Source organism: Chromobacterium sp. IRSSSOUMB001 (assembly GCF_023507765.1).
In the GTDB taxonomy this organism is placed as follows: domain Bacteria; phylum Pseudomonadota; class Gammaproteobacteria; order Burkholderiales; family Chromobacteriaceae; genus Chromobacterium; species Chromobacterium haemolyticum.
This window is the reverse complement of the sequence record NZ_JALCYU010000006.1, coordinates 126493-147668: the sequence shown is the minus strand read 5'-3', so window position 1 is coordinate 147668 and position 21176 is coordinate 126493. Positions and strand designations below refer to the sequence as shown.

The following is a 21176-nucleotide window of genomic DNA, read 5'->3' as shown; positions in this document are numbered from 1 at the left end:
GTTGGTCAATGAAAACAGGCCCGTTTATGCGGGCCTGTTTTTATTCTCTCGCGCTGAAAACCTCAGTTGCGGCTCAATAACAGCCGTCTCGCCAGCAGCTCGATCGCCTCATCGCGGCTGACCGGCACGTTACCGCGATATTGCTCGGCCACTATCCACTTTTCCACCGCGGCGCGATCGCCGCGCGCGGCCTTGAGCAACACGCCGAAAGCCATCCCCGTGGAATGCTCCGGCGGCTCCACCACGCGGATCTGAGTATTCAAGGCGTACACCTTGTCCTCGGCCCTCGTCCTTTTGACCTGGCGCGGCGCGCGGCGCGAGTACAAAATCCACCCCAGCAAAGCCAGCAAGCACGAGCCGATGATCAATAGAAAAACAAGCATTTCAAATCAAACCTTTAACTGAAGATTGAATTGTAAAACACCGCCCAGCCCCTTCGTCAATGCTTTGCGCCAGGTCAAGCCCGGCCTATGCCGACTTGGCCTGAGCAGCCCTCCGCGATATGCTGTCACGATAGCCCTCCGTCTCACCAGCCATAAAGGACATCGAACATGTACCAACACATCATCGCCGCGCTGGACGGCAGCAGCAATTCGGACAAGGCGCTGCTGGAGGCCATTCGCATCGCCAAGTTCTGCAAAGCCAGCCTGACGCTGTTCCACATCGCCAGCCTGCGCGACCTGGCGGTGGAAGGCGTCGGCCTGCTCGGCACCCACGAACTACACGATCAAGCCTTCCGCGACGGCAACCGCGTGCTGGAACACGCACGTAAGCAAGCAGTGGAAGCCGGCGTGGAACAAGTGCAGATCCACATGGCGGAAAGCTGGGACGGCGGCGCCGACATGGCGGAACTGCTGGTGCGCTATGCGGACAGCCACAACGCCAATCTGGTCGTGCTCGGCACGCATGGCCGCAGCGGCATCGCCCACCTGTTGCTGGGCAGCTTCGCCCAAAACCTGCTGCGTCGGGCCAACTGTCCGGTCATGGTGTTGCGCAGCGAACAAAGCGAATTCGGCCAAGCGGAATAATAACCGCGACGCGCGGCCGTGGCGATGCCTTCATCATAAAAAGCTTCGCCTCGCGCCGCTCAGCGTTTGCGCGCGTAGATGAAAAACTCGCGGTTGCCGTCGCCGCCTGTGATCGGGCTGTCGAACCACTTCAACAGCTCGAACCCCTGCTCCCGCACGGCTTCGCTGATTTTTTCCCTCACTCGCGGATACAGACTCTCGTCGCGTACGATACCCCCTCTGGCCAAACCTTCGCGTCCCACCTCGAACTGCGGCTTCACCAGGCTGAGCAGATGCCCACCGGGACGGATCAAGGGCAGCGCCGACGGCAACACCAGGGTCAGGGAAATAAAGGACACGTCGCATACCATCAGGTCGAAGGGCAGCCCGTCATTGGCCGCCAACAAGGCGACGTGGTCCAACGCCCTGGCGTTTACGCCTTCGAAATAACGAACGCGCGCGTCCGTCCGCAGCCGCGGATGCAATTGATCGTGGCCCACGTCCACCCCCACCACCCTCCGCGCGCCTTGTTGCAGCAGGCAATCGCTAAAACCGCCAGTGGACTGGCCCACATCCAAAGCCAGCGCGTCGCGCGGATCCAGGCCGGACGACTCCAAAGCGCCCAGCATTTTCAGCCCGCCGCGCGAGACGAAACGATCGGACGGATCGGCGGCGATATCGAAACGGCTGCCCGGCGCGCATTTCTGGCTGGGCTTGCTCACCAGCGCGCCATCGCAACTGACCCGCCCGGCGGCGATCAAGTTTTGCGCCGCCGTGCGCGAAGCCGCCAGGCCTAGTTCCACCAGCAACACGTCCACTCGCGTCATAGCGCTCTCCCAACCATCGACAAAACCGCACAGCGTGGCAAGCGCGCCGGCCGCTGTCAAGCCAAGGTCACGATCTCACCGTGCGGAGGCCCCTCCAACCGCGCTAGAATCGCTATATGCCAACCCGGCCCGCCGCCGCCCCCGGCGTCGGCAGCCTCAAGCGGAGACATGGATGGACACACATCAACTGGAAGCGCATGAAGTGCGCGTGCTGGGCGCCCTGATGGAAAAACAGGCGCTGACCCCGGACGCCTACCCGATGACCTTGAACGGTCTTGCCTCGGCCTGCAATCAGCTGACCAGTCGCGAACCAGTGATGCAACTGTCCGAAGCCGACATCAGCGCGGCGCTGGACAGCCTGATCGCCAAGAAACTGGTGAACGAGCGGCTGCCGGCCGGCAGCCGGGTAGCCAAGTACGAGCACAGGCTCAATTACGAATGGAATATCGAAGGCGCGCGGCTGGCCGCTCTGGCGCTGCTGATGTTGCGCGGGCCGCAGACAGCGGCGGAGATCCGCACCCGCTCAGGCCGCATCTACGGCTTCAGCGGCGTGGAGGAAGTTGAAATCGCGCTCAACGCGCTGGCCGACAAATACCCGCCGCTGGTGCTGAAGCTGGAACGCCAGCCCGGCGAACGCGAGGCGCGCTGGGCTCACTTGCTCAGCGGCGAACCGCCGTCTTTGCCGGCCGCAGGCGACAACGGCTGCGGCGTGATCGAAGTGGGCATGGCCGGCCGCGTCGCCGCGCTGGAAGCGGAAGTGGCCGCCCTCAAGACCCGGCTGCTGGAACTGGAAAATCTGCTCGCCAGCGAATGATCCGCACAAGAAATATTGGGTGGAATGCGAACTTGTTATTTAAAAAGCGGTCACTTCCCTTGTTGTCTAACTCACCCAAGAAAAGTGACCCCATGAAAACTCTGCAACTGGGCGCCGCCGCCGCGCTGCTCTCCCTGGCTGCCGCCGCTGCCCACGCCGCCGATTACAGCTTCATCGCCGGCAAGGATTTCCAGCAATTCAGCCGCACCCCGCAAGGACTGGGCCTGGGTCTTTCCATCGACTACCTGAACAGCGACCACAAGGGCAACGCCGGCGGCGCCGGCCTGGAGTTCGCGATTCCGCTGGGCCCGGTCACCCTGGCCGGCGGCGGCAAGCTGATGAGCCTGAACCCGGATAGCGGTTCCGGCACCGCAGCCTTGCTGGGCGGCCGCGCCAACATCCAGCTGGCGCCCAAGGTCAGCCTCTACGGCCAGGCCTATTACGCCGGCGACAGCATGGCCAGCGGCAGCGTCAAGAACGTCAGCGACCTCGCCGCCGGCGTGCGCTGGAATCCGATCGGCCCGTTCACCGTCGAAGCCGGCTACCGCTACTTCGACATCGAACGCAAGGACGGCAACCGCAACCGCCGCTTGGCCGACGGCATGTACATCGGCGCCGGCTTCACTTTTTAAGCTCAGCGCCTCCCCCACAAAAAACAGCCCCGCAGTGCGGGGCTGTTTCGCATTTCAGGGCCGCCGCCCTATTCCTGCGGCTGCCGCGGCTCGAACACCGCATACGTCTTGCAAGCCGGCTCAAGCACTTGCCAGGTGCCTACAAAGCCGGCGGGGATCACAAAGTGGTCGCCCTGCGCCAACTCCACGCTGTGCCCGGCCTCGTCGCTGACCCGCACCCGGCCTTGCAGCAAGGTGCAGAACTCATGTTCGCTGTAGCGCACTTTCCAGCTGCCCAGACCACCGCTCCAAATGCCGGCGTGAAACTGGCCGCTGGGATCGGAATAATGGTTGGCCACGCTTTGCCGGCACTCGCCGGCGATGCGGCGATCTTCGGCCGCCACAAACGATTCCAACGCCACGTCGTGACGCTGGAACACAATGATATCGCTGGCCTGTTTCATCGCTCTGCTCTCCATGGTTGTTTGAAATTTTCAACACAATGCCATGAGTTGATCAAAATACTCAAGCATCCATAAGATTCAAGCCTCCATCCTCACTTCGTCGCCTCCTCCAAAACGCCCATCCTCCTTCATTCGCGCATCAGCGACTCCAAATCATTCCATTTAATTCATATACATACAAACTATTAATAAAGTAATTTTTTAAACAAATGGAATATCGAATGTCGTGGGTGTATCATACTGGCATTTGATTTGTAGAATATTCACAAGTGAACTATCAAGGCTGTGTATGACGGCAGCCAGATTCACCAAAAAGAATGAGGATGGATTCGGCAGTGCGTAACAAACACCTATTGTCTTGTCTGGCCGGCATGCTCGCCTTGCTCGTCGTCAACGCCACTCAAGCCGCCAGCGTCACTTTCGCCGGACTGGCCTACTCCGGAGACAGCAAATCCGTCGCCGCCCGTTTTCCCTACAGCCTGCGTCTGGAAAAAGCGCTGCAAGCCTCCGGCGCTCCGCTCAACAAACAACTCAACGCCGTACTGAGTCAAAACCCGCCGCGCCACTTCGAGCTGAATCAGGCCGGCCTTTCCTCCTTGAAAGGTCAGGACCAGGCGATTGTGCTGGCCCTGGTCATCACCGGCGAAACCGTATCGGCGGAACAATTCGGCGGCGTGGCCAAACTGATGACCCAGGTCAACGCCCAGGCCATGTTCTTCGATTTCAAGACCATGACGGTGCTGCGCTCCTATCCGTTCAGCTTCGCGCACCTGGATCTGATCGACCGGGAACCCAGCCCCAAGGAAATGCAGCGGCGCTTCCAGGCAGTGTACTTCGGCGATCAGGACAAGCCGGGCATCATCGCCCGCTTCGCCGACATCGTGAACAAGGCTGCGCTGCCCAATCAGGTGCCGCGCTACCTGCAAGTCGCCAAGGTCAAGCTGGGGCCTGAGGCCCTTCAGGCGCTGCCCGCCAAACTGACCCAAACTCCCGGCACCGCCGAAACCTGGGTGGCCGACCTATTCGCCGAGAGCCTGTCCAGTAAAACCGACGTGCCGCTGCTGCCTTACTCCAAGGGCTACGCCATCGGCAATGTGATGTCCATGCGCATCTCCGACGGCGAAGTCTTCATGCTGAAGCTGCCGGAGGCGGACTACGCCATCACCCTGGATCTGCCGCGCTTCAAACGCATCAAGAGCGGCGAAGCCGCCGCCGGCGCCAGCTACATTTACGGCGCCTACTCTCATGTCGAAATCCAGGAGCCTGTGTCCGGAAAACGCTATCTGGACGCGGACTTCAAGAACGGCGAAGTCAAGCTCGTTCCGGCGTCCCAAGACACGATAGACGACTTCCCCGCCTATTACGACGCCATCAAGGGCTTGTACAACAAGCTGTCCGACAACCTGGCCGGCAACCGCAGCGCCTGGCTGAAATCAGCCACTTCGGCCTCGGATATCGACAAACAAATTTCGTCCACACAAGAGCTACTCAAGTCATGCAAATGATCCGCGCACTATTGCTATCGCTGCTGCTGGTGGTGGGCCACCAGGCCAGCGCCGCCACGGCCACCGCCAAGGGCCAAGCCACCGTCAAATACGAAACCTCGCTGTTCGGCAAGAAAGTGACGCCGGAAGTGCGGGCCCAGGCGCTGCTGCAGGCCCAGTTGCGCGCGGTGGAAAAACACTATGCCGAAGCCGGCGACGCCCAGACTCAGAACCTGGACGCGATACGCGACAAGGTCAAAGCCGACCCCGAGCGCTACATTCTGGAAACCGCCATCCTCAGCGAAGAGGACCGCCCGGACATGGGTCAGTACACCGTCACTGTCCGCGCCACGCTGAACGTGTCTCAACTCAACAACGCGGTCAAGTCCACTTCCGCGGTGGCCCAGGCCGGCAACGGCCAGAAGTCCAAGCTGACCTTCATCTTTGTTTCTCGCCAGACCGACACCTCTCAGCGCTTCGATGATCGCGAGTACCAGAGCATCGAAGTCAAGGAGCAAGGCAAGGCCAGCAAGAACGCCGCCCGCTATCGCGCGTCGGCGGAGACCGGCGGCAGCACCACTCGCAAGGCCACCAAGAAGACTTACACCATCTTCCCCAGCAACTACCTGAAAAGCGTCTTCAACGGCGTGTTCGCCTCCGCCGGCTTCAAAGTGGTCGACGCCGCCTATCTGGAGCCGTACAGCAAAGGCCTGCTGAAGATCAAGAACGTGGAGGGCGACTTCAAGTCCGGCAACGACTTGCAGCCGCAAACCGAGCGCGACGTGGCCAACGGCTTGCAGAACGCCAAAGTGCCTTACATCGCTTACGGCACCCTGGACGTGCGCCTGGCCGACACCGACCCTGCCACCGGCATGTACCGCGTCTCCGTGGCCGCCACCGGCAAGCTGCTGGACGCCAGCGAATCCATCCCCGAGACCAAGGCGGAAGTCGGCCCGATCCAGGCCGCCGGCCTGGGCCCGACCGAAGAAGAAGCCCAAGTCAACGCGCTGAAAAAAGCCGCGCAGGACGTCGCCCGCGAACTGCTGAGCCAGATGACCAACGTCGGCCTCAAATAACCCCCCAACCACAACAACACCTGAAATCAACCGGAGATGATAATGCGCAAAACCCTGATCGCCCTGGCCGTGGCCGCCGCTTCCCTGGCAGCCGTTCCCGCCCACGCCGGCATGTTCGACGCCGTCACCAGCCTGGCCGGCGGCAACAACAACAGCGCCGCCGGCGCCGACCTGGTGTCCCAGCAGGAGCAATTGGTGAACTCCTACGTGGCCGCCAACAAGGAAATCCTGCTGTCCCAGTACAAGATGGCCAACGCGCTGGGCGCCAAAGACGCCGCCGCACTGGCCAAGGCGGAAGCCGACGCCCTGGCCTCCGGCGCCACCAAGGACAATCTGAGCAAAGCCGACTCGGTGCAGAGCAACGTCTCCAAAATCATCAGCGAGCGTCAGAAAGCCTCCGGCAGCGCCATGGACGCCGAAGCCAAGAAAACCTACACCGAAGGCCTGGCTTCCCTGGGCAAAGGCCTGCTGAAATACGCCGGTATGACCAAGCAGTTCGACGGCTTCAAATCGGCCTTGAGCAGCGCGTCCCCGATGGACCTGCCCAAACTGTCCACCGGCTCCTACATCCTGACCAGCCTGCCCAGCAACAGCAAGAATCTGTATGAAACGCTGAAACAGGCCGTCAGCTTCGCCAAGAGCAACGACATCCCCGTGCCCAAAGACGCGACCCAAGCGCTGTAAGCCAGCGGATTCCGCTCTGGAGGGCGCATGAAGTTAACTCTCGCTATTGGCGCGGCAGGGCTGGCGCTGGCGTTGGCGGCTTGTTCCCAAAAGGAAGAAGCCGCTCAGCCCCAGCCAGCCAAAGCCGCCAACAAGAGCCTGGCGCAAGCCATGCCGGACGTGGGCAAGGTGGAATCGGTGGCGGCCAGCGCCACCGGAACCGGCGCCAGCGCGGCGGAGGCGGTGGAAGAAGCGTTGAAACTGGCGATCAAGCAAGTCAACGGCGTTTCCTTCGACATGGCTTCGGAACAGCTCAAGGCCACGCTCAGCGCCGCGGCCGGCAAGGATGCCGCGCAACTGAGCGCCAACGCCTTCACCGAGTATGTCCAGCAGGAGTCCGGCGGCGTGGTCACCGGCTTCAAACTGGTCAAGCTGGAAGAGCCCGGCCTGCTGAGCAAGACCTACAAGGCCACGATCGAAGCCAAGATCGCCAAGTTCAGCCAGCCGGCCGGCAGCGGCAAGCTGCGGATCGTCGTGGGACCGATCATGATTGATCGGGACTCGTTCAAGGTGGCCGGCGTTGCCGTGCCGTCGGAACAAGTCGCCCGCGAAATCCATCAGCAAACCCTGGACGCATTGACCAATACCGGCCGCTTCACCGTGTTGGACCGCGAACTGGGCGACGATGTCCGCCAGGAACTGGATATGATCGGTTCAGGCCAGGCGCCGTCGGCGGAACGTTCCAAGATGAGCCAAGCCGTTAGCGCCGACCTGATCTGGACCGGCCACATCAGCGCGTTCAACTACGACAAGTCCGCCGGCAACTGGATGCTGTCGCAGCGGGTGATCAACGTCGCCAACCGCCAGGTTCAGCTCTCCAGCATGCTCAAGGGCAATGTGGGCAAGCTGGGCAACAGCAACCCGGAGCAGGTGCGTCAGGGCATGGAAGGACAGATCGTCGATCGCATCGTCAACGCCATTCTGGTTCGCACCTTCCCGATCACCGTCGCCTCCCGCACCGGCAACAATGTGGTGCTGAGCCAGGGCGGACAGTCGGTGCGCGAAGGCGCGCGCTACAAGCTGGTTTCGCTGGGCGAGGAAATCAAGGACCCGCAAACCGGACAATCCTTGGGCCGCACCGAGTACGATTGCTGCGAAGTGATCGTGGACAAAGTCACGCCCACCATGTCTCAGGGCCATCTGGAGAACGTGCGCATCCCTCTGGAGCAAGCGCCCCCAGGCGGCTTGCAACTGCGCGAACTCGCCGCCTCTCCGGCCTCGGACAAGACCACGGCTTCCGCCGGCGCCGTCGGCAAGAAAGCGACAGCGGGCAAAAAGCGCAAGGCGGAGGAAAACCTGTTCGCCGGTGACAAGGATAAGTGGTAAGTCCCTGATCGTCATAGACTCCACTGCGCGTCAGACAGACAAACAGCCCGTCGGCATATCGCCGCGGGCTGTTTTTTTGGTACAGGCCTACCGATTCAATCGCCGCGCCGCCGGCCACATCGCCGCGCACAGCAGCGCCATGGCCATGGGCTGGTACAAGACATACGGCTGATAAGCCGCGCCAAGCAAACCCAGACCGCCGGCGATCAGCAGGTAGTACATCAGGCCCAATAAGGCGCCGGCCGTGCCCTGCACTTGGCGGTAATCCCGCAGGGCCCCCGCCAGCAGCGGCGGAATCGCGCAGCCGAAGGCCGCGGAAATCGTCAGTTGGCTGAGCAACAGCACGCCGACGGCCACGGTCGGCAGCAGACCCGGCCAGCCGCTGAGCAACTGAACCAGGGCCGCCGCTCCGGCGGCCATCAAGGCCAGGCGCGGCAAGCGTTCCGCGCCGCCTCGCGCCGCCAGCCGGCGATTGACCGCGCCGCCGAACAAGCCGCCGGCGGCCACCAGCAAACCGCTGAGGCCGAACAACCAGGCCGGCATGCCCAGCAATTGCAGCGTGAACGGGGCCAGGGTGTAAAAGCCGAACAACAACAGATTGAAACCCGCCACCAGCCACACTGTGGCCAATACCCGCGGATCTCGCGCCATTCTGACCGCCACCGCGCATAGCGCCGCCGGAGGCGGCAAATCCGCCGGCCGGGTCTCGCCGGCCAGCCTCCAGGACAGCAGCAGCAGCCATGCCGCCAAGCCGCACAAGGCCGCGAACACGCCAAGATGACCGAAACCGGCCACCAACAGCGCCCCCAGCGGCGGGCCCAAGGCCGGGGACAGCGACAAGGCGGCGCTGACGGTGGCGAACACCGCCAGCAAGGCCGGGCCTTGATAGCGATCTCGCAACATGGTCTGCACCACCACCGAACCCGCGCTGGCGCCGAAAGCCAGCAATAGGCGCGCCAGCAACAGCACGGCGAAATCGCGGCTCATCACCGCCAGGACTGCGCCCGCGCCGTAGCACCCCAGAGCGGACAGCAAAGCCGGCCGTCTGCCGTACACGTCGGCGCAGCGTCCCCAGCACACCACGCCGAAGGCGAAAGCCAGGAAGTAGACGCTCATCGTCAATTGCGCCTGGCCGGCGCTGACATGGTAAGCCTGGGCGATCTCGGTCAAGGCCGGCGCGTAAATGGTTTCGCTCAATTGCGGAAAACCCAGCAATAGAATCAGCAGCGCCAGCGGCGCCGCACGGATCGCGGATTTCATTTTTGTTCTCCTTCAAACATCGAGCACGGATTGTAGGAGAACGAAGTCCCGCCTATTATCGATGGATAGCCATGAAACATTGAGAATCAGACAATATGCCGCGCTACCAGCCCGCCACGGCCCCGGACCCGGACCAACTGGCGGACCCCATCGTGGGCATGGCCATAGACGCGCCGGCGCCGCACGATTCCGGCCTGCATCGCCATTGCCGCGCGCAACTGATGTACGCGGTCAGCGGCGTGCTGCAAATCCGCATCGGCCATACCCGCTGCGTGCTGCCCCCCACGATGGCCGCCTGGATTCCCTCGGGACTATGGCACCAGGCCGAAACCGGCAAGCCCTTCGCCTACCGCAGCCTGTATTTCGACCCTGCGGTCTATCCCTCTCTGCCGCGTCGGCCGCAGATCATCGCCGTCAGTCCATTGCTGCGGGAGCTGATCGTGCGGGTGGCGGAGTGGCCGTTGTCGCCGTTGGAGCCTGAGCAAGAACGGCTGGTGGAGGTATTGCTGGACGAGGCCGGCCGCGCGCCGGAGCAGGCGCTGAGTTTGCCGCTGCCGCAGGACCGACGGCTGCTGCGCATTGCCGAGCAGCTCTTGCAGCAGCCCGGCGACGAAGCCACTTTGGAACAACTGGCGGCTCAGGCCGGCGCCAGCAGCCGCACCGTCAACAGGCTGTTCCAGCAACAGACCGGTCTTGGCTTCAGCGCCTGGAGGCGGCAACTGAAAATAATGGAAGCCAGCCGGCTGCTGGCCGAGGGGGAAAGCGTAAGCAGGGTGGCGACGGAACTGGGCTATGCGCAGAACAGCGCCTTCATCGCCATGTTCCGCCGCCATGCCGGGCTCACGCCCGGCCAACTCAAACGTTTACTCTGAGAATGTCTTAGAGCCTGTTCAAAATCTTGCGAGCAAGAGCGAGACAAGGCGAAAACGGCGGAGAAAGCGGAATGTACAAGTGGTACATGAGCATTTCGAAGCGGTACTCACCGTGGGGCGTCTCACGCAGCGCAGCAGATTATGAACAGGTTCTTACCACCACAAATGGAAGCGCTGCTTGGGCGGCAAATACATCTTGTCGCCCGGCTTGACGTCGAAAGCCTGGTAAAACGGCTCCATATTGCTGGCGGTGCCGATGGGGCGCCACAAGTCCGGCGTGTGCGGGTCCGACACTAGTTGCTTGAGCGTGGCCTCGTCGCGGGTTTTGCTGCGCCAGGATTGGGCGAAGGCGATAAAGAAGCGCTGGTCGCCGCTCATGCCGTCCAGCACTGGAGCCTCCTTGCCGCCCAACGCCAAATGGTAGGCTTTGTACGCCACTTCCAGGCCGGCGTTGTCGGCGATGTTCTCGCCCAGCGTCAGCTCGCCGTTGACGTAATGGCCGGGCACCGGCTGGTAACGGCCGTATTGCTTGACCAGCTTGCGCGTGGCGGCCTTGAAGCGCGCGTTGTCCGTGGAGGTCCACCAGTTGCGCATATTGCCGTCGCCGTCGAATTGGCTGCCTTGGTCGTCGAAACCGTGGCTGATTTCGTGGCCGATGGTGGCCCCAATGCTGCCGTAGTTGACCGCCGGGTCGAAGCCGGGATCGAAATACGGCGCTTGCAGGATGGCGGCTGGAAACACGATCTCGTTATTGGCCGGGTTGTAATAGGCGTTGACCGTCTGCGGTGTCATGCTCCATTCCTTGCGGTCCACCGGCTGGCCTAGCTTGCCGATCATATACTGGTAGTTGAAGCTTGCGATGCGCCGCGCATTGCCGGCCAAATCGTCCGGGGACAACTCCAGGCCCTCGTAATTCCTCCACTTGTCCGGATAGCCTATCTTCAAGGCGTATTTGGACAACTTGACATGAGCCTGCCGCTTGGTGGCCTCGCTCATCCAGTCCAGAGTGTCGATGGACTGGTCATAGGCTTTCAGCAGATTGCGCACCAGTTCGTCGGCCTGGCGCTTGGCTTCCGGCGTGAAATAGCGCGCCACGTAAAGTTTGCCCAGCGCCTCTCCCAGCCCGCTTTCCACCACGCTCACGCCGCGTTTCCAGCGCGGCCGGTTTTGCTTGCGGCCTTCCAGCGTCTTGCCGTAGAAATCGAAGTGGGCGTCGACGAAGGCCGGCGTCAGGCTGGGCGCGTAGGCGTCCAGCGTGCGCGCCAGCAGATAATTGCGCAATGTGGCCGCCGATGTGGTCCGCAGCAGCGGCGCCAGCTTGCTCAGATAGCCGGGCTGATCCAAGTTCAATTGCTTGGCCGCGCCCAGGCCGGCGTCGCTCAACAAAGCCGACCAATCATAGCCCGGCTGCCGGCGAGCCAGCTCGGCCAGGCTCAGCTTGTTGTAGGTTTTCTGGATGTCGCGGTTCTCGACATTGGTCCATTGGATTTTTGCCAAGCGCGTTTCGAAAGCCAGCACATCACGAGCGCGGCTTTGCGGCTGGTCCAGTTCCGCCTGCTCGAACAAGCGCTCCAGATACTTCAAGTAAGCCTGACGCGCGGCGGCAAAATCCGCCGATTTGCCCAGGTAGTAATCCTGGTCCATCGCCAGGCCTGACTGGCCGACTCCAGCCAGATAGACGGCGGAGTCCTTGGGGTCCTGGCTGACATAGAAGCGAAACGGCGTATCCACCGGCTGATCCTGCAACCGGCCCATATAACGCACCGCCTCCTCCGTCGAATTCAGGCCGGCCACCGCCCGCAGCGATTCGCGCAGCGGCTCCAGCCCGCGATGGGCAATGGTGTCCTCGTCCATAAAGCTGCGGTACAAGGCGGCTATCTGACTCGCCTCCTTGCCGACGTCCGCGCCCTGACCGGCCTGCTCTATCAACTGTCGCAGCCGTTCCAGATTACGCTCCGCCAACACTTCCGCCACGCCGATAGAGGAACGCTCGGCCGGAATCTCCGCGTGCTTGAGCCAGCCCCCGTTAGCGTGCAGCGACAGATTATCCTGCACCCGCACCGCCGGATCGATGCCGTTCAAATCGATGCCGTAGCGGCCGTAGTCCAATCCGCTATCCGCCCATGCGCCGGCCGCGCACAACCAGGCCGCCAAAGGCAGCAGTCTGTTCATCTTCATGTTTTCCCCTTTGCTTTTATCGTGTTGCCTCGCGGCGGATCCTCTAACTTATCAAGGGTAAAACTCAGCCCGCAGCCTCTCCGCATACGCCACCAGATTGGGGCGCGCCGACACCAGCGCCCGCGACGGCGTTTCGCCCATGGCGTCGGTCAGCGCGCCACTGACGAAGGCGTAGACGCTGGCGTCAATCCATGTGGCGGCGTCGCCCATGAAATAACGCCGCTCGCCCAACAAGGCTGACAGCGCCTCCACATCCGCTTCCAGAAGCCGCAAACGCTCCGCCTCGCTGAAACGTCCCATGCCCTGCCCCCACAGATTGGCGCGCACTTTACGCCGCACCAGCGCCACCACCAATCCGCGCAGCAACGACGGCACGCCCTTGAAGAATACGCCGGGGCCGCGCTCGAAATGCGCGTCCACCATCCAACGCTCATGCACGATGCCCCAGTAGAAATGCTCTCCCAGCATACAGTCCACGCTCCAGGCCAGCGCTTTCTGCTCGGCGTTCAGGCCGGCGTCCAGCGTGATGCCATGCTTGTCCGCCAAGTGCAGGCGGATCAGCGTGGAGTCCGGCACCATCTGGCCGTCGTCGTCGATGCAGGGCAGTTTGCCCTTGGGGACCTTGCGCATATCGCCGCGCACGCGGCGGTACGGGAGGCCGGACAGCTTAAGCAGCAGATCCGCCTTCACCACAAAGGGGCTGGGATCCATCAGGCCCATGGCCGGGCCAAACTGGTACAGGGTGATCATCAAGCGCCTCCCGCTGCCAACATGACATTGAACTGAGGCAGACTAGCACGCCGTCGGGAGCCCGCGCGAGAGGGCTGCGTGAAAAGGGGGAGAAGAGAGTTAATCCGCCGCGCAACGATGCAGCCAGTCCATGACCGCCCGCACCCGAGGGGACGGCGCTTGCGGCGCGCGCACCAGATAATACGCCTGTGGTCCCAGCGGCTCGAACGGCCCTAGCGGCAGCATCAGTTCGCCGCGCTCCACCCGTTCTTGAACCAGACGCCGCCGACCCAGCGCCACCCCGGCGTGATGCGCGGCCGCCTGCGCGCACAAATCGGAACGGTCAAAACTCATGCCGCGCGACGGCAGCGCCACGCCGCGGCGGCGCGCCCACTCGCGCCATTCAGCATCGTGGGCCGCCCGCTCCCAAGCCTGGGCGTCGTGCAACAGCAAACAATCGGCCAGGGCCGCCGGATTACCGCGCAGGCCATGCCGGTCCGCGTACTCCGGGCTGCACACCGGCGCTACTTGCTCGTCCATCAGGCGCTGCGCCTCCAGGCTGGGAAACTCGCCGGTGGAGTAATACAGCGCCAGGTCGATGTTCCAGGTGCGAAAATCCACCATCTCGTTGCCGCTGCGGATGTCCAGCGCGATGCGTGGGTGGCGCTCGGTGAAATCCGCCAGCCGCGGCGCCAGCCAGCATTGCGCCAGCGAGGGCCGCGCGTACAGCGCCACCGCGCCGGCCGGCTCGGCGTCGTCCTGTGGATTCAGGGCCGCCTCCAATTGCGTCTGGCCGGCCAGCCAGGCCTGGTAGATGCGCTCGCCGTCCTCGCTCAGCCGCAGGCTGCGGGTCAGCCGCAGAAACAAGCGGGTGCCCAGCGCCCGTTCCAGCCGGGCGATGCGATGACTGACCGCGCTGGCGCTCAGGCACAGTTCCTCGGCGGCGCGGGCAAAGCTCAGATGCCGCGCCGCCGCCGCGAAGGTGTGCAGATTGGACCATTGTGCGCCGTCCAGCCGAACGCCGGCGCGTGGGGGAAGGTTCAGCATGCCGCCATTATCGTTCACGCAGGCAGCCGCCGCCGGCCTTCCGCCAGATAGGTGTCCATTTCCGCCGGCGGCACCATGCCGCCGCCGGTGCCCCATACCAGATGCGCGGCGCGCGCCAGCCTCTCCGCACTCAAGCCCATCCGCTGGCGGTAGCCCTGGGACTCGCCTAGCACCCTCAGCGGGCCCGGCATGCCGGCCAGCGCCGACGGCTCCAGCTTCAACCCCTGCTCCCGTTCCAATAAGGCCAGTAAACGGTACAACTCGCCATCGTCCACCGTGTAATAACCGTCGATCAGCCGCTGCATCGCGCGGCCGACGAAGCCGGACGGACGCCCCACCGCCAGACCGTCGGCGGCGGTCAGATTGTCGATGCCGAAATCCTGCACCGCCACCGCGTCATGCAGCCCGGTGTAGACGCCCAGCAGCATGCAGGGCGCGTGGGTGGGTTCGGCGAACAGGCAATGCACGGCGTCGCCGAAAGCCAGTTTGAGGCCGAAGGCCACCCCGCCCGGCCCGCCGCCCACGCCGCAGGGCAGATACACCAGCAGCGGGTGTTCCGCGTCCACCCGGACGCCCTGCTCCGCCAATTGGCCACGCAGGCGCTCAGCCGCCACCGCGTAGCCTAGAAACAGGTTCTTCGAATTCTCGTCGTCGACAAAATGGCAGCGCGGATCGGACGCCGCCTGCTTGCGGCCTTCGGCCACCGCCACGCTGTAATCGGACGGATACTCAAGCACATTGACGCCGTGGCTGCGCAGCAAGTCCTTCTTCCACTGCCGCGCGTCCGCCGACATATGCACGCTGGCCTGGAAACCCAGCTTGGCGCTGATGATGCCGATGGACAGGCCCAAATTCCCGGTGGAGCCCACCGCCACCCGATAGCCGCTGAAGAAGGCTCGCGCCTCATCGCTGTCCAATCCGGCATAGTCGTCGCCCTCCCGCAGCAGGCCGTGGCTGAGCGCCAAGGCTTCCGCGTGTTTCAGCACCTCGTAGATGCCGCCGCGCGCCTTGATTGAGCCGGAAATCGGCAGCAAATTGTCCGCCTTCAGCCACAGGCTGCCGCCCGCCTCCAAGCCGGCCTCGGCCCATAGCGCCGCGCGCATCGCCGGAATCGGCAACAGCGGCGACTCTATGATGCCGCCGCTGGCGGCCGCGTCCGGGAACACCCGCGCCAGATAGGGCGCGAAGCGGCGCAGCCGCGCGTCGGCGTCCTCGACGTCGGCCCGGCTCAAGCCCACGTCGGCCAAAGCTTCCGCCGCCGGCGCCCGTGCGGGATTGAACCAGCTCAAAGGCTGCAAGGCCATCAAGGGCGTCAATAAGGGGTGGCTGGCCTGCCAATCGGCCACGGTCTTGCCGGCAATCGTCGCTTGCATCGCGCGCTCCATGGAATCGAAGACCCGATTAAACCGCGCCGCGCCGCCGCTGGCAAAAGACGATTGCGCAAGCGACGGCTGACGCTGGATCAGCCATGCGGACTCGGGGACTTGCCACGCGCCGGGGTCCATCTCCTATGATGTGCGGATTATCCGCCGTCAGGAGTCGCCGTGCTCGCCAAGATCACCCGCCTGTTTCCGCTATGGGCCTTGCTGCTATCCGCCATCGCTTACCAGCGGCCGGCGACGTTCACTCCGCTGCTGCCGCATACCGGGCTGCTGCTGGCGGTGATCATGTTCGCGATGGGGCTAACGCTGACGCTGGACGATTTCAAACGGGTGCTGAGCCGGCCGGCACCGGTATTGGCCGGACTCGGTCTGCACTATCTGGTGATGCCGCTGGCGGCCTGGGCACTGGCGCAGCTGTTCCAGATGCCGCCGCAGCTGGCCATAGGCATGATTCTGGTGGGCAGCGTCGCCAGCGGTACCGCGTCCAATGTGATCATCTATCTATCGCGCGGCGATGTGGCGCTGTCGGTCACCATCTCTTCGCTATCCACGCTGGTGGGCGTGGTGGCCACGCCGCTGCTGACCCGGCTGTACGTGGACGCGGCGATCAAGGTGGAAGTGGCGGCGATGCTGCTGAGCATTCTCCAAATCGTCATCCTGCCGATAGGGCTGGGCTTGCTGGCCCACCGTTTCTTCGCGCCTCAGGTCCGCCGGCTGGAGCCGCTGCTGCCGCTGTTGTCGATGCTGGCCATCGTCGCGCTGATCGCCGCCATCGTCGCCGGCAGCAAGAACCACATCGCCGCGGTGGGCGGTCTGACTATTCTGGCGGTGATGCTGCACAACGCCATCGGCCTGTTGGGCGGGTATTGGGGAGGACGCTTGCTGGGCTTCGACGAATCGGTATGCCGCACGCTGGCGATCGAGGTAGGCATGCAGAACTCCGGCCTGGCCGCCCAGCTGGGCAAGGCCTACTTCAGCCCGCTAGCGGCGCTGCCGGGAGCGCTGTTTTCGGTCTGGCACAATATTTCCGGCTCGCTGCTGGCCGGCTATTGGCGGGACAAGCCCGCCGAGCGGACGCCGGCCGGTGCGGAACAACACGGGTAACGATGAAACTGCGCGCGACATCGCGCCGGATCAGCTCTCCACCCGCCAATGCCCGCTCTTGCCGCCCTCTTTCTCCAGCAGCCGCACGCCGTCGATGACCATGCCGCGGTCCACCGCCTTGCACATATCGTAAATGGTCAACAGGCCGACGTTGGCGGCGGTCAGCGCTTCCATTTCCACCCCGGTCTGGCCGCTGCATTCCGCGGTGACTTCGATACGCACCGCGTTGTCGGCCTCCAGCAGTTCGAAGTCCACCGCCACGCGGGTCAGCGCGATCGGGTGGCAGAGCGGGATCAGGTCGGCGGCTTTCTTGGACGCCATGATGGCGGCGATGCGAGCGATGCCTAGCACGTCGCCTTTTTTATGGCCGCCGCCCTTCACCAGCGCGAAGGTGGCGGGCAGCATGCGGATATGGCCTTCGGCCACCGCGCGGCGGCGGGTGTGCGCCTTGGCGCCGACGTCGACCATATGGGCCTGGCCGCCGGCATCGAAATGGGTCAATTCGGACATGGATATCTCCTCCGGCCTGCTAGGACAGCAGCCGGTAAATCAGCCAGAAGGCGCTGACCAGCACCACCAGGCCGCCGCTCCAGCGGGCGATGCGGCCAAGGTAGCGCAGGTAGAGCGGATTGCGGGTCAATAGATAACAGACGCCTGCCCAGCCCAACAACAGGATGGTGACGAGCAGCCACAAGCGCCAGAAGCCGAACACCGCTAGGCCACCTCCGGCAGCCGGTGGAAGCTGGACGGCGCGTCCAGCGGATCGTCGTAGCTGACGTATTCCCAGGCTTCCGGCGTTTCCAGCAGCTTGCGCAGCAGCTTGTTGTTCATCGCGTGGCCGGACTTGTGGCCGGAGAAGGCGGCGATCAGCGGATGGCCGATGATGTAAAGGTCGCCGATGGCGTCCAGGATTTTATGGCGGACGAATTCATCCGGAAAGCGCAGGCCTTCCGGGTTCAGCACATATTCGTCGTCGATGACGATGGCGTTGTCCAGGCTGCCGCCACGGCCCAGGCCGTGGTTGCGCATGTATTCCACCTCGTGCATGAAGCCGAAGGTGCGCGCGCGGCTGATCTCGTCGGTATAGGAATGGCGCGCGAAATCCACCGCCACGGTCTGAGGCGCCAGATTGAAAGCCGGATGGTTGAAGTCTATGGACAGGGTGACCTTGAAGCCGTCGTGCGGCTCCAGCTTCACCCACACGCCGCGCTCTTCCACCTCCACCGTCCGGGTGACGCGGATGAAACGCTTCTTGGCGTTCTGCTCGGCCACGCCCGCGGTCTGCAGCAGGTAAATGAAAGGGGCGGCGGATCCGTCCATGATGGGGATTTCCGCCGCCGTGACCTCAATCACGAGGTTGTCGATGCCAAAGCCCGCCAGGGCCGACATCAAATGCTCGATCGTGCCGACACGCACGCCGGTGTCAGTCACCAGCGTGGAGGAGAGTCGCGTGTCGTTGACGAGCGATGGATCCGCTTTCACCTCCACCGGCTCGGGCAAGTCGGTGCGGCGAAAGACGATCCCGGTGTCGGGCGCGGCCGGCAGCAGGGTGAGTTTCACCCGCTCGCCGGAGTGCAAACCCACACCCGTGGCGCTTATCGCTTGTTTCAGCGTGCGCTGCAATATCATGTCGGACTTCTCAAACGGATGGGAATGCCCGATTCTAGCACAGTCAAAAACCGCACTTTATTGATTGATTTGCAGTATTAAATAGCTTTCTTCTATAGCGACTCCGCCTCAGTCCGCCTGCTTGCGCAGGAAGGCCGGGATATCGTAGCTTTCGCTCACTTCCGGATTGGAGAAGTCCATGGACGGCGCGGCGCGGCGACGGCCCTGGCGCATGATGGCCGGGGTGTCGAAGTCGTCGTAGCTGACCACTTCCACCGCGCGGTCGTCGGTGCCGGTCTTCACGATCTTGATGTACTCCGGACGCTCCTCGGTGTTGCGCGCGGTCTTTTTCTGGCCCAGACCAGTAGCGATCAAGGTCACGCGGATGGTGTCTTCAGGCATGTCTTCCACTTCGGCGGTGCCGAACTTGATCTGCGCGTCTTCGTCCGCGTACTGGCGCACGATGCCCATGATTTCGCGATACTCGCTCATCTTCAGGCAGCCCGGCGCGGTGGAGATGTTGACCAGCACGCCGCGCGCGCCTTCCAGAGTGATATTGTCCAGCAGCGGGCTGGCCACGGCCTGCTCGGCGGCCACGCGGGCGCGGTCGATGCCGGAAGCGTAGGCGGAACCCATCATCGCCAGGCCCATTTCGCTCATCACGGTGCGCACGTCGGCGAAGTCTACGTTGATCAGGCCCGGGCAAGTGATGACTTCGGCAATGCCGGCCACCGCGCCCTTGAGCACATCGTCGGCGGCGCGGAAGGCTTCGCGCATGGTCACGTCGTCGCCCAGCACTTCCATCAGTTTTTCATTGGGGATCACGATCAGCGAATCGACGTGCTTTTTCAGGTCTTCGATGCCGTTCTGCGCCACTTTCATGCGCTTGCCTTCGTGCTCGAACGGACGGGTGACCACGCCCACGGTCAGGATGCCCATTTCCTTGGCCACTTCGGCCACCACCGGCGCCGCGCCGGTGCCGGTGCCGCCGCCCATGCCGGCGGTGACGAACACCATATTGGAGCCGCGCAGCATCTCGGCGATGCGCTCGCGGTCTTCCAGCGCCGCGCTGCGGCCCACTTCCGGATTGGCGCCCGCGCCCAGGCCGCGAGTCAGGTTGTTGCCCAACTGCAGTTTCTGCGGCGACTTGTTGCGCAGCAGCGACTGAGCGTCGGTATTGGCGCAGATGAATTCCACGCCGTGCACATTGCCGTCGATCATATTGTCGATGGCGTTGCAACCGCCGCCGCCAACGCCGATGACTTTGATGATCGCCACATTGGCGGTTTCTTGCATAACTTCAAAGACCATTCCGCTCATTTTCCTCTCCTCAATAAAGATGAGCTACCGACTTCATATACATCTGCCCGATCGCTATCGTGGCCAGCGAGTGCGCCGGCCGCGTAGCGCTTAGAAATTGCCAGCGAACCACGCCTTCATGCGCGTGAACATCTGGCCTACACCCGCCGACTCCACCTTGGGGCCGGTATGCGTTTGAATCTGATCCTTGCCATACAACAGCAGGCCGACGCCGGTGGAGAAGCGCGGGGTCTTCACCACTTCCGCCAGGCCGCCCACATACTTGGGCACGCCGACGCGCACCGGCATGTGGAACACTTCCTCCGCCAGCTCCACCATGCCCGGCATCAGGCTGGCGCCGCCGGTCAGCACGATGCCGGAGGACAGCAAATCCTCAAAACCGCTGCGGCGCAGTTCCTGCTGCACCAGTTGGAACAGCTCTTCCACCCGCGGCTCAACCACTTCGGCCAGCGTGGCGCGCGACATCTGACGCGGCCCGCGCTCGCCCACGCCCGGCACTTCTATCATCTGGCTGGGGTCGGCCATCGCCACCAGCGCCACCGCGTGCTGGATCTTGATGTCCTCGGCCTCCTTGGTGGGCGTGCGCAAGGCCATGGCGATGTCGTTGGTGATCTGGTCGCCGGCGATCGGAATCACCGCGGTGTGACGAATCGCGCCGTTGGCGTACACCGCGATGTCGGTGGTGCCGCCGCCGATGTCGATCAGGCACACGCCCAGGTCTTTTTCGTCTTCCGACAGCACCGCGATGGCGGAGGCCATCGGCTGCAGCACCAGGTCGGACACTTCCAGACCGCAGCGGCGCACGCACTTGGTCACGTTCTGGGCGGCGGACACCGCGCCGGTGACGATGTGCACCTTGGCCTCCAGCCGCACGCCGCTCATGCCCAGCGGTTCGCGCACGCCTTCCTGGCCGTCGATGCTGTATTCCTGAGTCAGGATGTGCAGCACCTGATGGTCGGGCGGGATGGTCACCGCGCGCGCGGTTTCAATCACGCGGTCGATGTCCATCTTGGTGACTTCGCGATCCTTGATCGCCACCATGCCGTGCGAGTTCACGCTCTTGATGTGGCTGCCGGCGATGCCGGCGAACACTTCGTGAATCTTGCAGTCGGCCATCAGCTCGGCCTCTTCCAGCGCGCGCTGGATCGCCTGCACCGTGGATTCGATGTTCACCACCATGCCGCGCTTCAAACCGCGCGACGGGGTGTGGCCCATGCCGACGATATTGAGTTGGCCGTCCTCCAGGACTTCTGCGACGATCGCCACGATCTTGGATGTGCCGATGTCGAGGCCAACCAGCATGTTCTTGCTTTCCTTTGGTTTGCTCACCTGTCGCTCCAACTG

General features: G+C 63.4%; 22 protein-coding genes. 9 read left to right on the top strand and 13 right to left on the bottom strand.

From position 1 onward, the window contains the following. Positions 1-62: 62 nt before the first annotated feature. Positions 63-383, bottom strand: coding sequence for a hypothetical protein (locus MOV80_RS10025; protein WP_118266382.1), 321 nt, complete (start codon positions 381-383; stop codon positions 63-65). A 168-nt stretch (positions 384-551) separates the two neighbouring features. Here MOV80_RS10025 and MOV80_RS10020 point away from each other — a divergent pair, with 168 nt between their 5' ends. Next, complete coding sequence (locus MOV80_RS10020; RefSeq protein ID WP_019103763.1) at positions 552-1028, top strand: universal stress protein; 477 nt, start codon at positions 552-554, stop codon at positions 1026-1028. A 59-nt stretch (positions 1029-1087) separates the two neighbouring features. Here MOV80_RS10020 and MOV80_RS10015 read toward each other — a convergent pair whose 3' ends face one another. Then, positions 1088-1834 carry a TlyA family RNA methyltransferase gene (locus MOV80_RS10015; RefSeq protein ID WP_118266380.1) on the bottom strand — a complete coding sequence of 249 codons (747 nt, stop codon included), beginning with the start codon at positions 1832-1834 and terminating at the stop codon, positions 1088-1090. A 172-nt stretch (positions 1835-2006) separates the two neighbouring features. On the opposite strand from MOV80_RS10015, the gene MOV80_RS10010 reads away from it, so the two are divergent. Together MOV80_RS10010 and MOV80_RS10005 are read left to right on the top strand one after the other, a co-directional pair. Further along, positions 2007-2648 (top strand): YceH family protein, encoded by a 642-nt coding sequence (locus MOV80_RS10010; RefSeq protein WP_019103765.1) that lies wholly within the window; start codon positions 2007-2009, stop codon positions 2646-2648. 92 nt (positions 2649-2740) lie between these two features. Next, positions 2741-3280, top strand: a complete 540-nt coding sequence (locus tag MOV80_RS10005) for a YfaZ family outer membrane protein (protein ID WP_162896943.1) — start codon at positions 2741-2743, stop codon at positions 3278-3280. A 68-nt stretch (positions 3281-3348) separates the two neighbouring features. On the opposite strand, the gene MOV80_RS10000 is transcribed toward MOV80_RS10005, so the two are convergent. Continuing rightward, the gene (locus MOV80_RS10000; RefSeq protein WP_043592368.1) at positions 3349-3723 is read right to left on the bottom strand and encodes a cupin domain-containing protein; all 375 of its coding nucleotides are present in this window, start codon (positions 3721-3723) and stop codon (positions 3349-3351) included. A gap of 335 nt (positions 3724-4058) precedes the next feature. Between MOV80_RS10000 and MOV80_RS09995 the strand changes: the two genes are divergently transcribed. Genes MOV80_RS09995 through MOV80_RS09980 form a run of 4 tightly spaced genes read left to right on the top strand, consistent with a single transcriptional unit; the run spans position 4059 to position 8332 of the window. Then, positions 4059-5228: a hypothetical protein gene (locus tag MOV80_RS09995; protein WP_205422979.1), complete on the top strand. Its 1170-nt coding sequence runs from the start codon at positions 4059-4061 to the stop codon at positions 5226-5228. Beyond that, entirely contained in the window at positions 5219-6283 is a 1065-nt protein-coding gene (locus MOV80_RS09990) for a hypothetical protein (RefSeq protein ID WP_249605086.1), read from the top strand. Before MOV80_RS09995 ends, MOV80_RS09990 begins: the two co-directional genes overlap by 10 nt. Before the next feature lie 42 nt (positions 6284-6325). Continuing rightward, entirely contained in the window at positions 6326-6967 is a 642-nt protein-coding gene (locus tag MOV80_RS09985) for a hypothetical protein (protein WP_081574403.1), read from the top strand. A gap of 27 nt (positions 6968-6994) precedes the next feature. Then, on the top strand, positions 6995-8332 hold the full coding sequence (locus tag MOV80_RS09980) for a CsgG/HfaB family protein (protein ID WP_118266374.1): 1338 nt from the start codon (positions 6995-6997) through the stop codon (positions 8330-8332). Positions 8333-8419: 87 nt separating this feature from the next. Here the strand turns inward: MOV80_RS09980 and MOV80_RS09975 are convergent, their stop codons facing one another. Then, entirely contained in the window at positions 8420-9592 is a 1173-nt protein-coding gene (locus tag MOV80_RS09975; RefSeq protein ID WP_118266372.1) for an MFS transporter, read from the bottom strand. A 95-nt stretch (positions 9593-9687) separates the two neighbouring features. Here MOV80_RS09975 and MOV80_RS09970 point away from each other — a divergent pair, with 95 nt between their 5' ends. Beyond that, the gene (locus MOV80_RS09970; protein ID WP_118266370.1) at positions 9688-10464 is read left to right on the top strand and encodes a helix-turn-helix transcriptional regulator; all 777 of its coding nucleotides are present in this window, start codon (positions 9688-9690) and stop codon (positions 10462-10464) included. Between the two features lie 153 nt (positions 10465-10617). On the opposite strand, the gene MOV80_RS09965 is transcribed toward MOV80_RS09970, so the two are convergent. The 4 genes from MOV80_RS09965 to dsdA form a co-directional block, all read right to left on the bottom strand. Beyond that, complete coding sequence (locus MOV80_RS09965) at positions 10618-12642, bottom strand: M13 family metallopeptidase (RefSeq protein WP_240333848.1); 2025 nt, start codon at positions 12640-12642, stop codon at positions 10618-10620. Between the two features lie 51 nt (positions 12643-12693). Next, positions 12694-13392 carry a glutathione S-transferase family protein gene (locus tag MOV80_RS09960; RefSeq protein WP_249605085.1) on the bottom strand — a complete coding sequence of 233 codons (699 nt, stop codon included), beginning with the start codon at positions 13390-13392 and terminating at the stop codon, positions 12694-12696. A 99-nt stretch (positions 13393-13491) separates the two neighbouring features. Continuing rightward, positions 13492-14418, bottom strand: coding sequence for a DNA-binding transcriptional regulator DsdC (gene dsdC / locus MOV80_RS09955; RefSeq protein ID WP_118268580.1), 927 nt, complete (start codon positions 14416-14418; stop codon positions 13492-13494). Positions 14419-14432: 14 nt separating this feature from the next. Further along, positions 14433-15791 (bottom strand): D-serine ammonia-lyase, encoded by a 1359-nt coding sequence (dsdA, locus tag MOV80_RS09950; protein WP_118268579.1) that lies wholly within the window; start codon positions 15789-15791, stop codon positions 14433-14435. A gap of 171 nt (positions 15792-15962) precedes the next feature. Between dsdA and MOV80_RS09945 the strand changes: the two genes are divergently transcribed. Further along, entirely contained in the window at positions 15963-16904 is a 942-nt protein-coding gene (locus MOV80_RS09945; RefSeq protein WP_118266368.1) for a bile acid:sodium symporter family protein, read from the top strand. Positions 16905-16934: 30 nt separating this feature from the next. Here the strand turns inward: MOV80_RS09945 and moaC are convergent, their stop codons facing one another. From moaC to ftsA, 5 genes are all read right to left on the bottom strand, one after another. Then, positions 16935-17414: a cyclic pyranopterin monophosphate synthase MoaC gene (gene moaC / locus MOV80_RS09940; RefSeq protein ID WP_019102329.1), complete on the bottom strand. Its 480-nt coding sequence runs from the start codon at positions 17412-17414 to the stop codon at positions 16935-16937. Positions 17415-17433: 19 nt separating this feature from the next. Then, complete coding sequence (locus MOV80_RS09935; protein ID WP_019102328.1) at positions 17434-17616, bottom strand: hypothetical protein; 183 nt, start codon at positions 17614-17616, stop codon at positions 17434-17436. A gap of 2 nt (positions 17617-17618) precedes the next feature. Next, on the bottom strand, positions 17619-18530 hold the full coding sequence (lpxC, locus tag MOV80_RS09930) for a UDP-3-O-acyl-N-acetylglucosamine deacetylase (RefSeq protein WP_039755405.1): 912 nt from the start codon (positions 18528-18530) through the stop codon (positions 17619-17621). A gap of 111 nt (positions 18531-18641) precedes the next feature. Then, on the bottom strand, positions 18642-19832 hold the full coding sequence (gene ftsZ, locus MOV80_RS09925; protein WP_039755403.1) for a cell division protein FtsZ: 1191 nt from the start codon (positions 19830-19832) through the stop codon (positions 18642-18644). A gap of 90 nt (positions 19833-19922) precedes the next feature. Further along, positions 19923-21134 carry a cell division protein FtsA gene (gene ftsA / locus MOV80_RS09920; RefSeq protein ID WP_019102325.1) on the bottom strand — a complete coding sequence of 404 codons (1212 nt, stop codon included), beginning with the start codon at positions 21132-21134 and terminating at the stop codon, positions 19923-19925. Positions 21135-21176 lie beyond the last annotated feature (42 nt).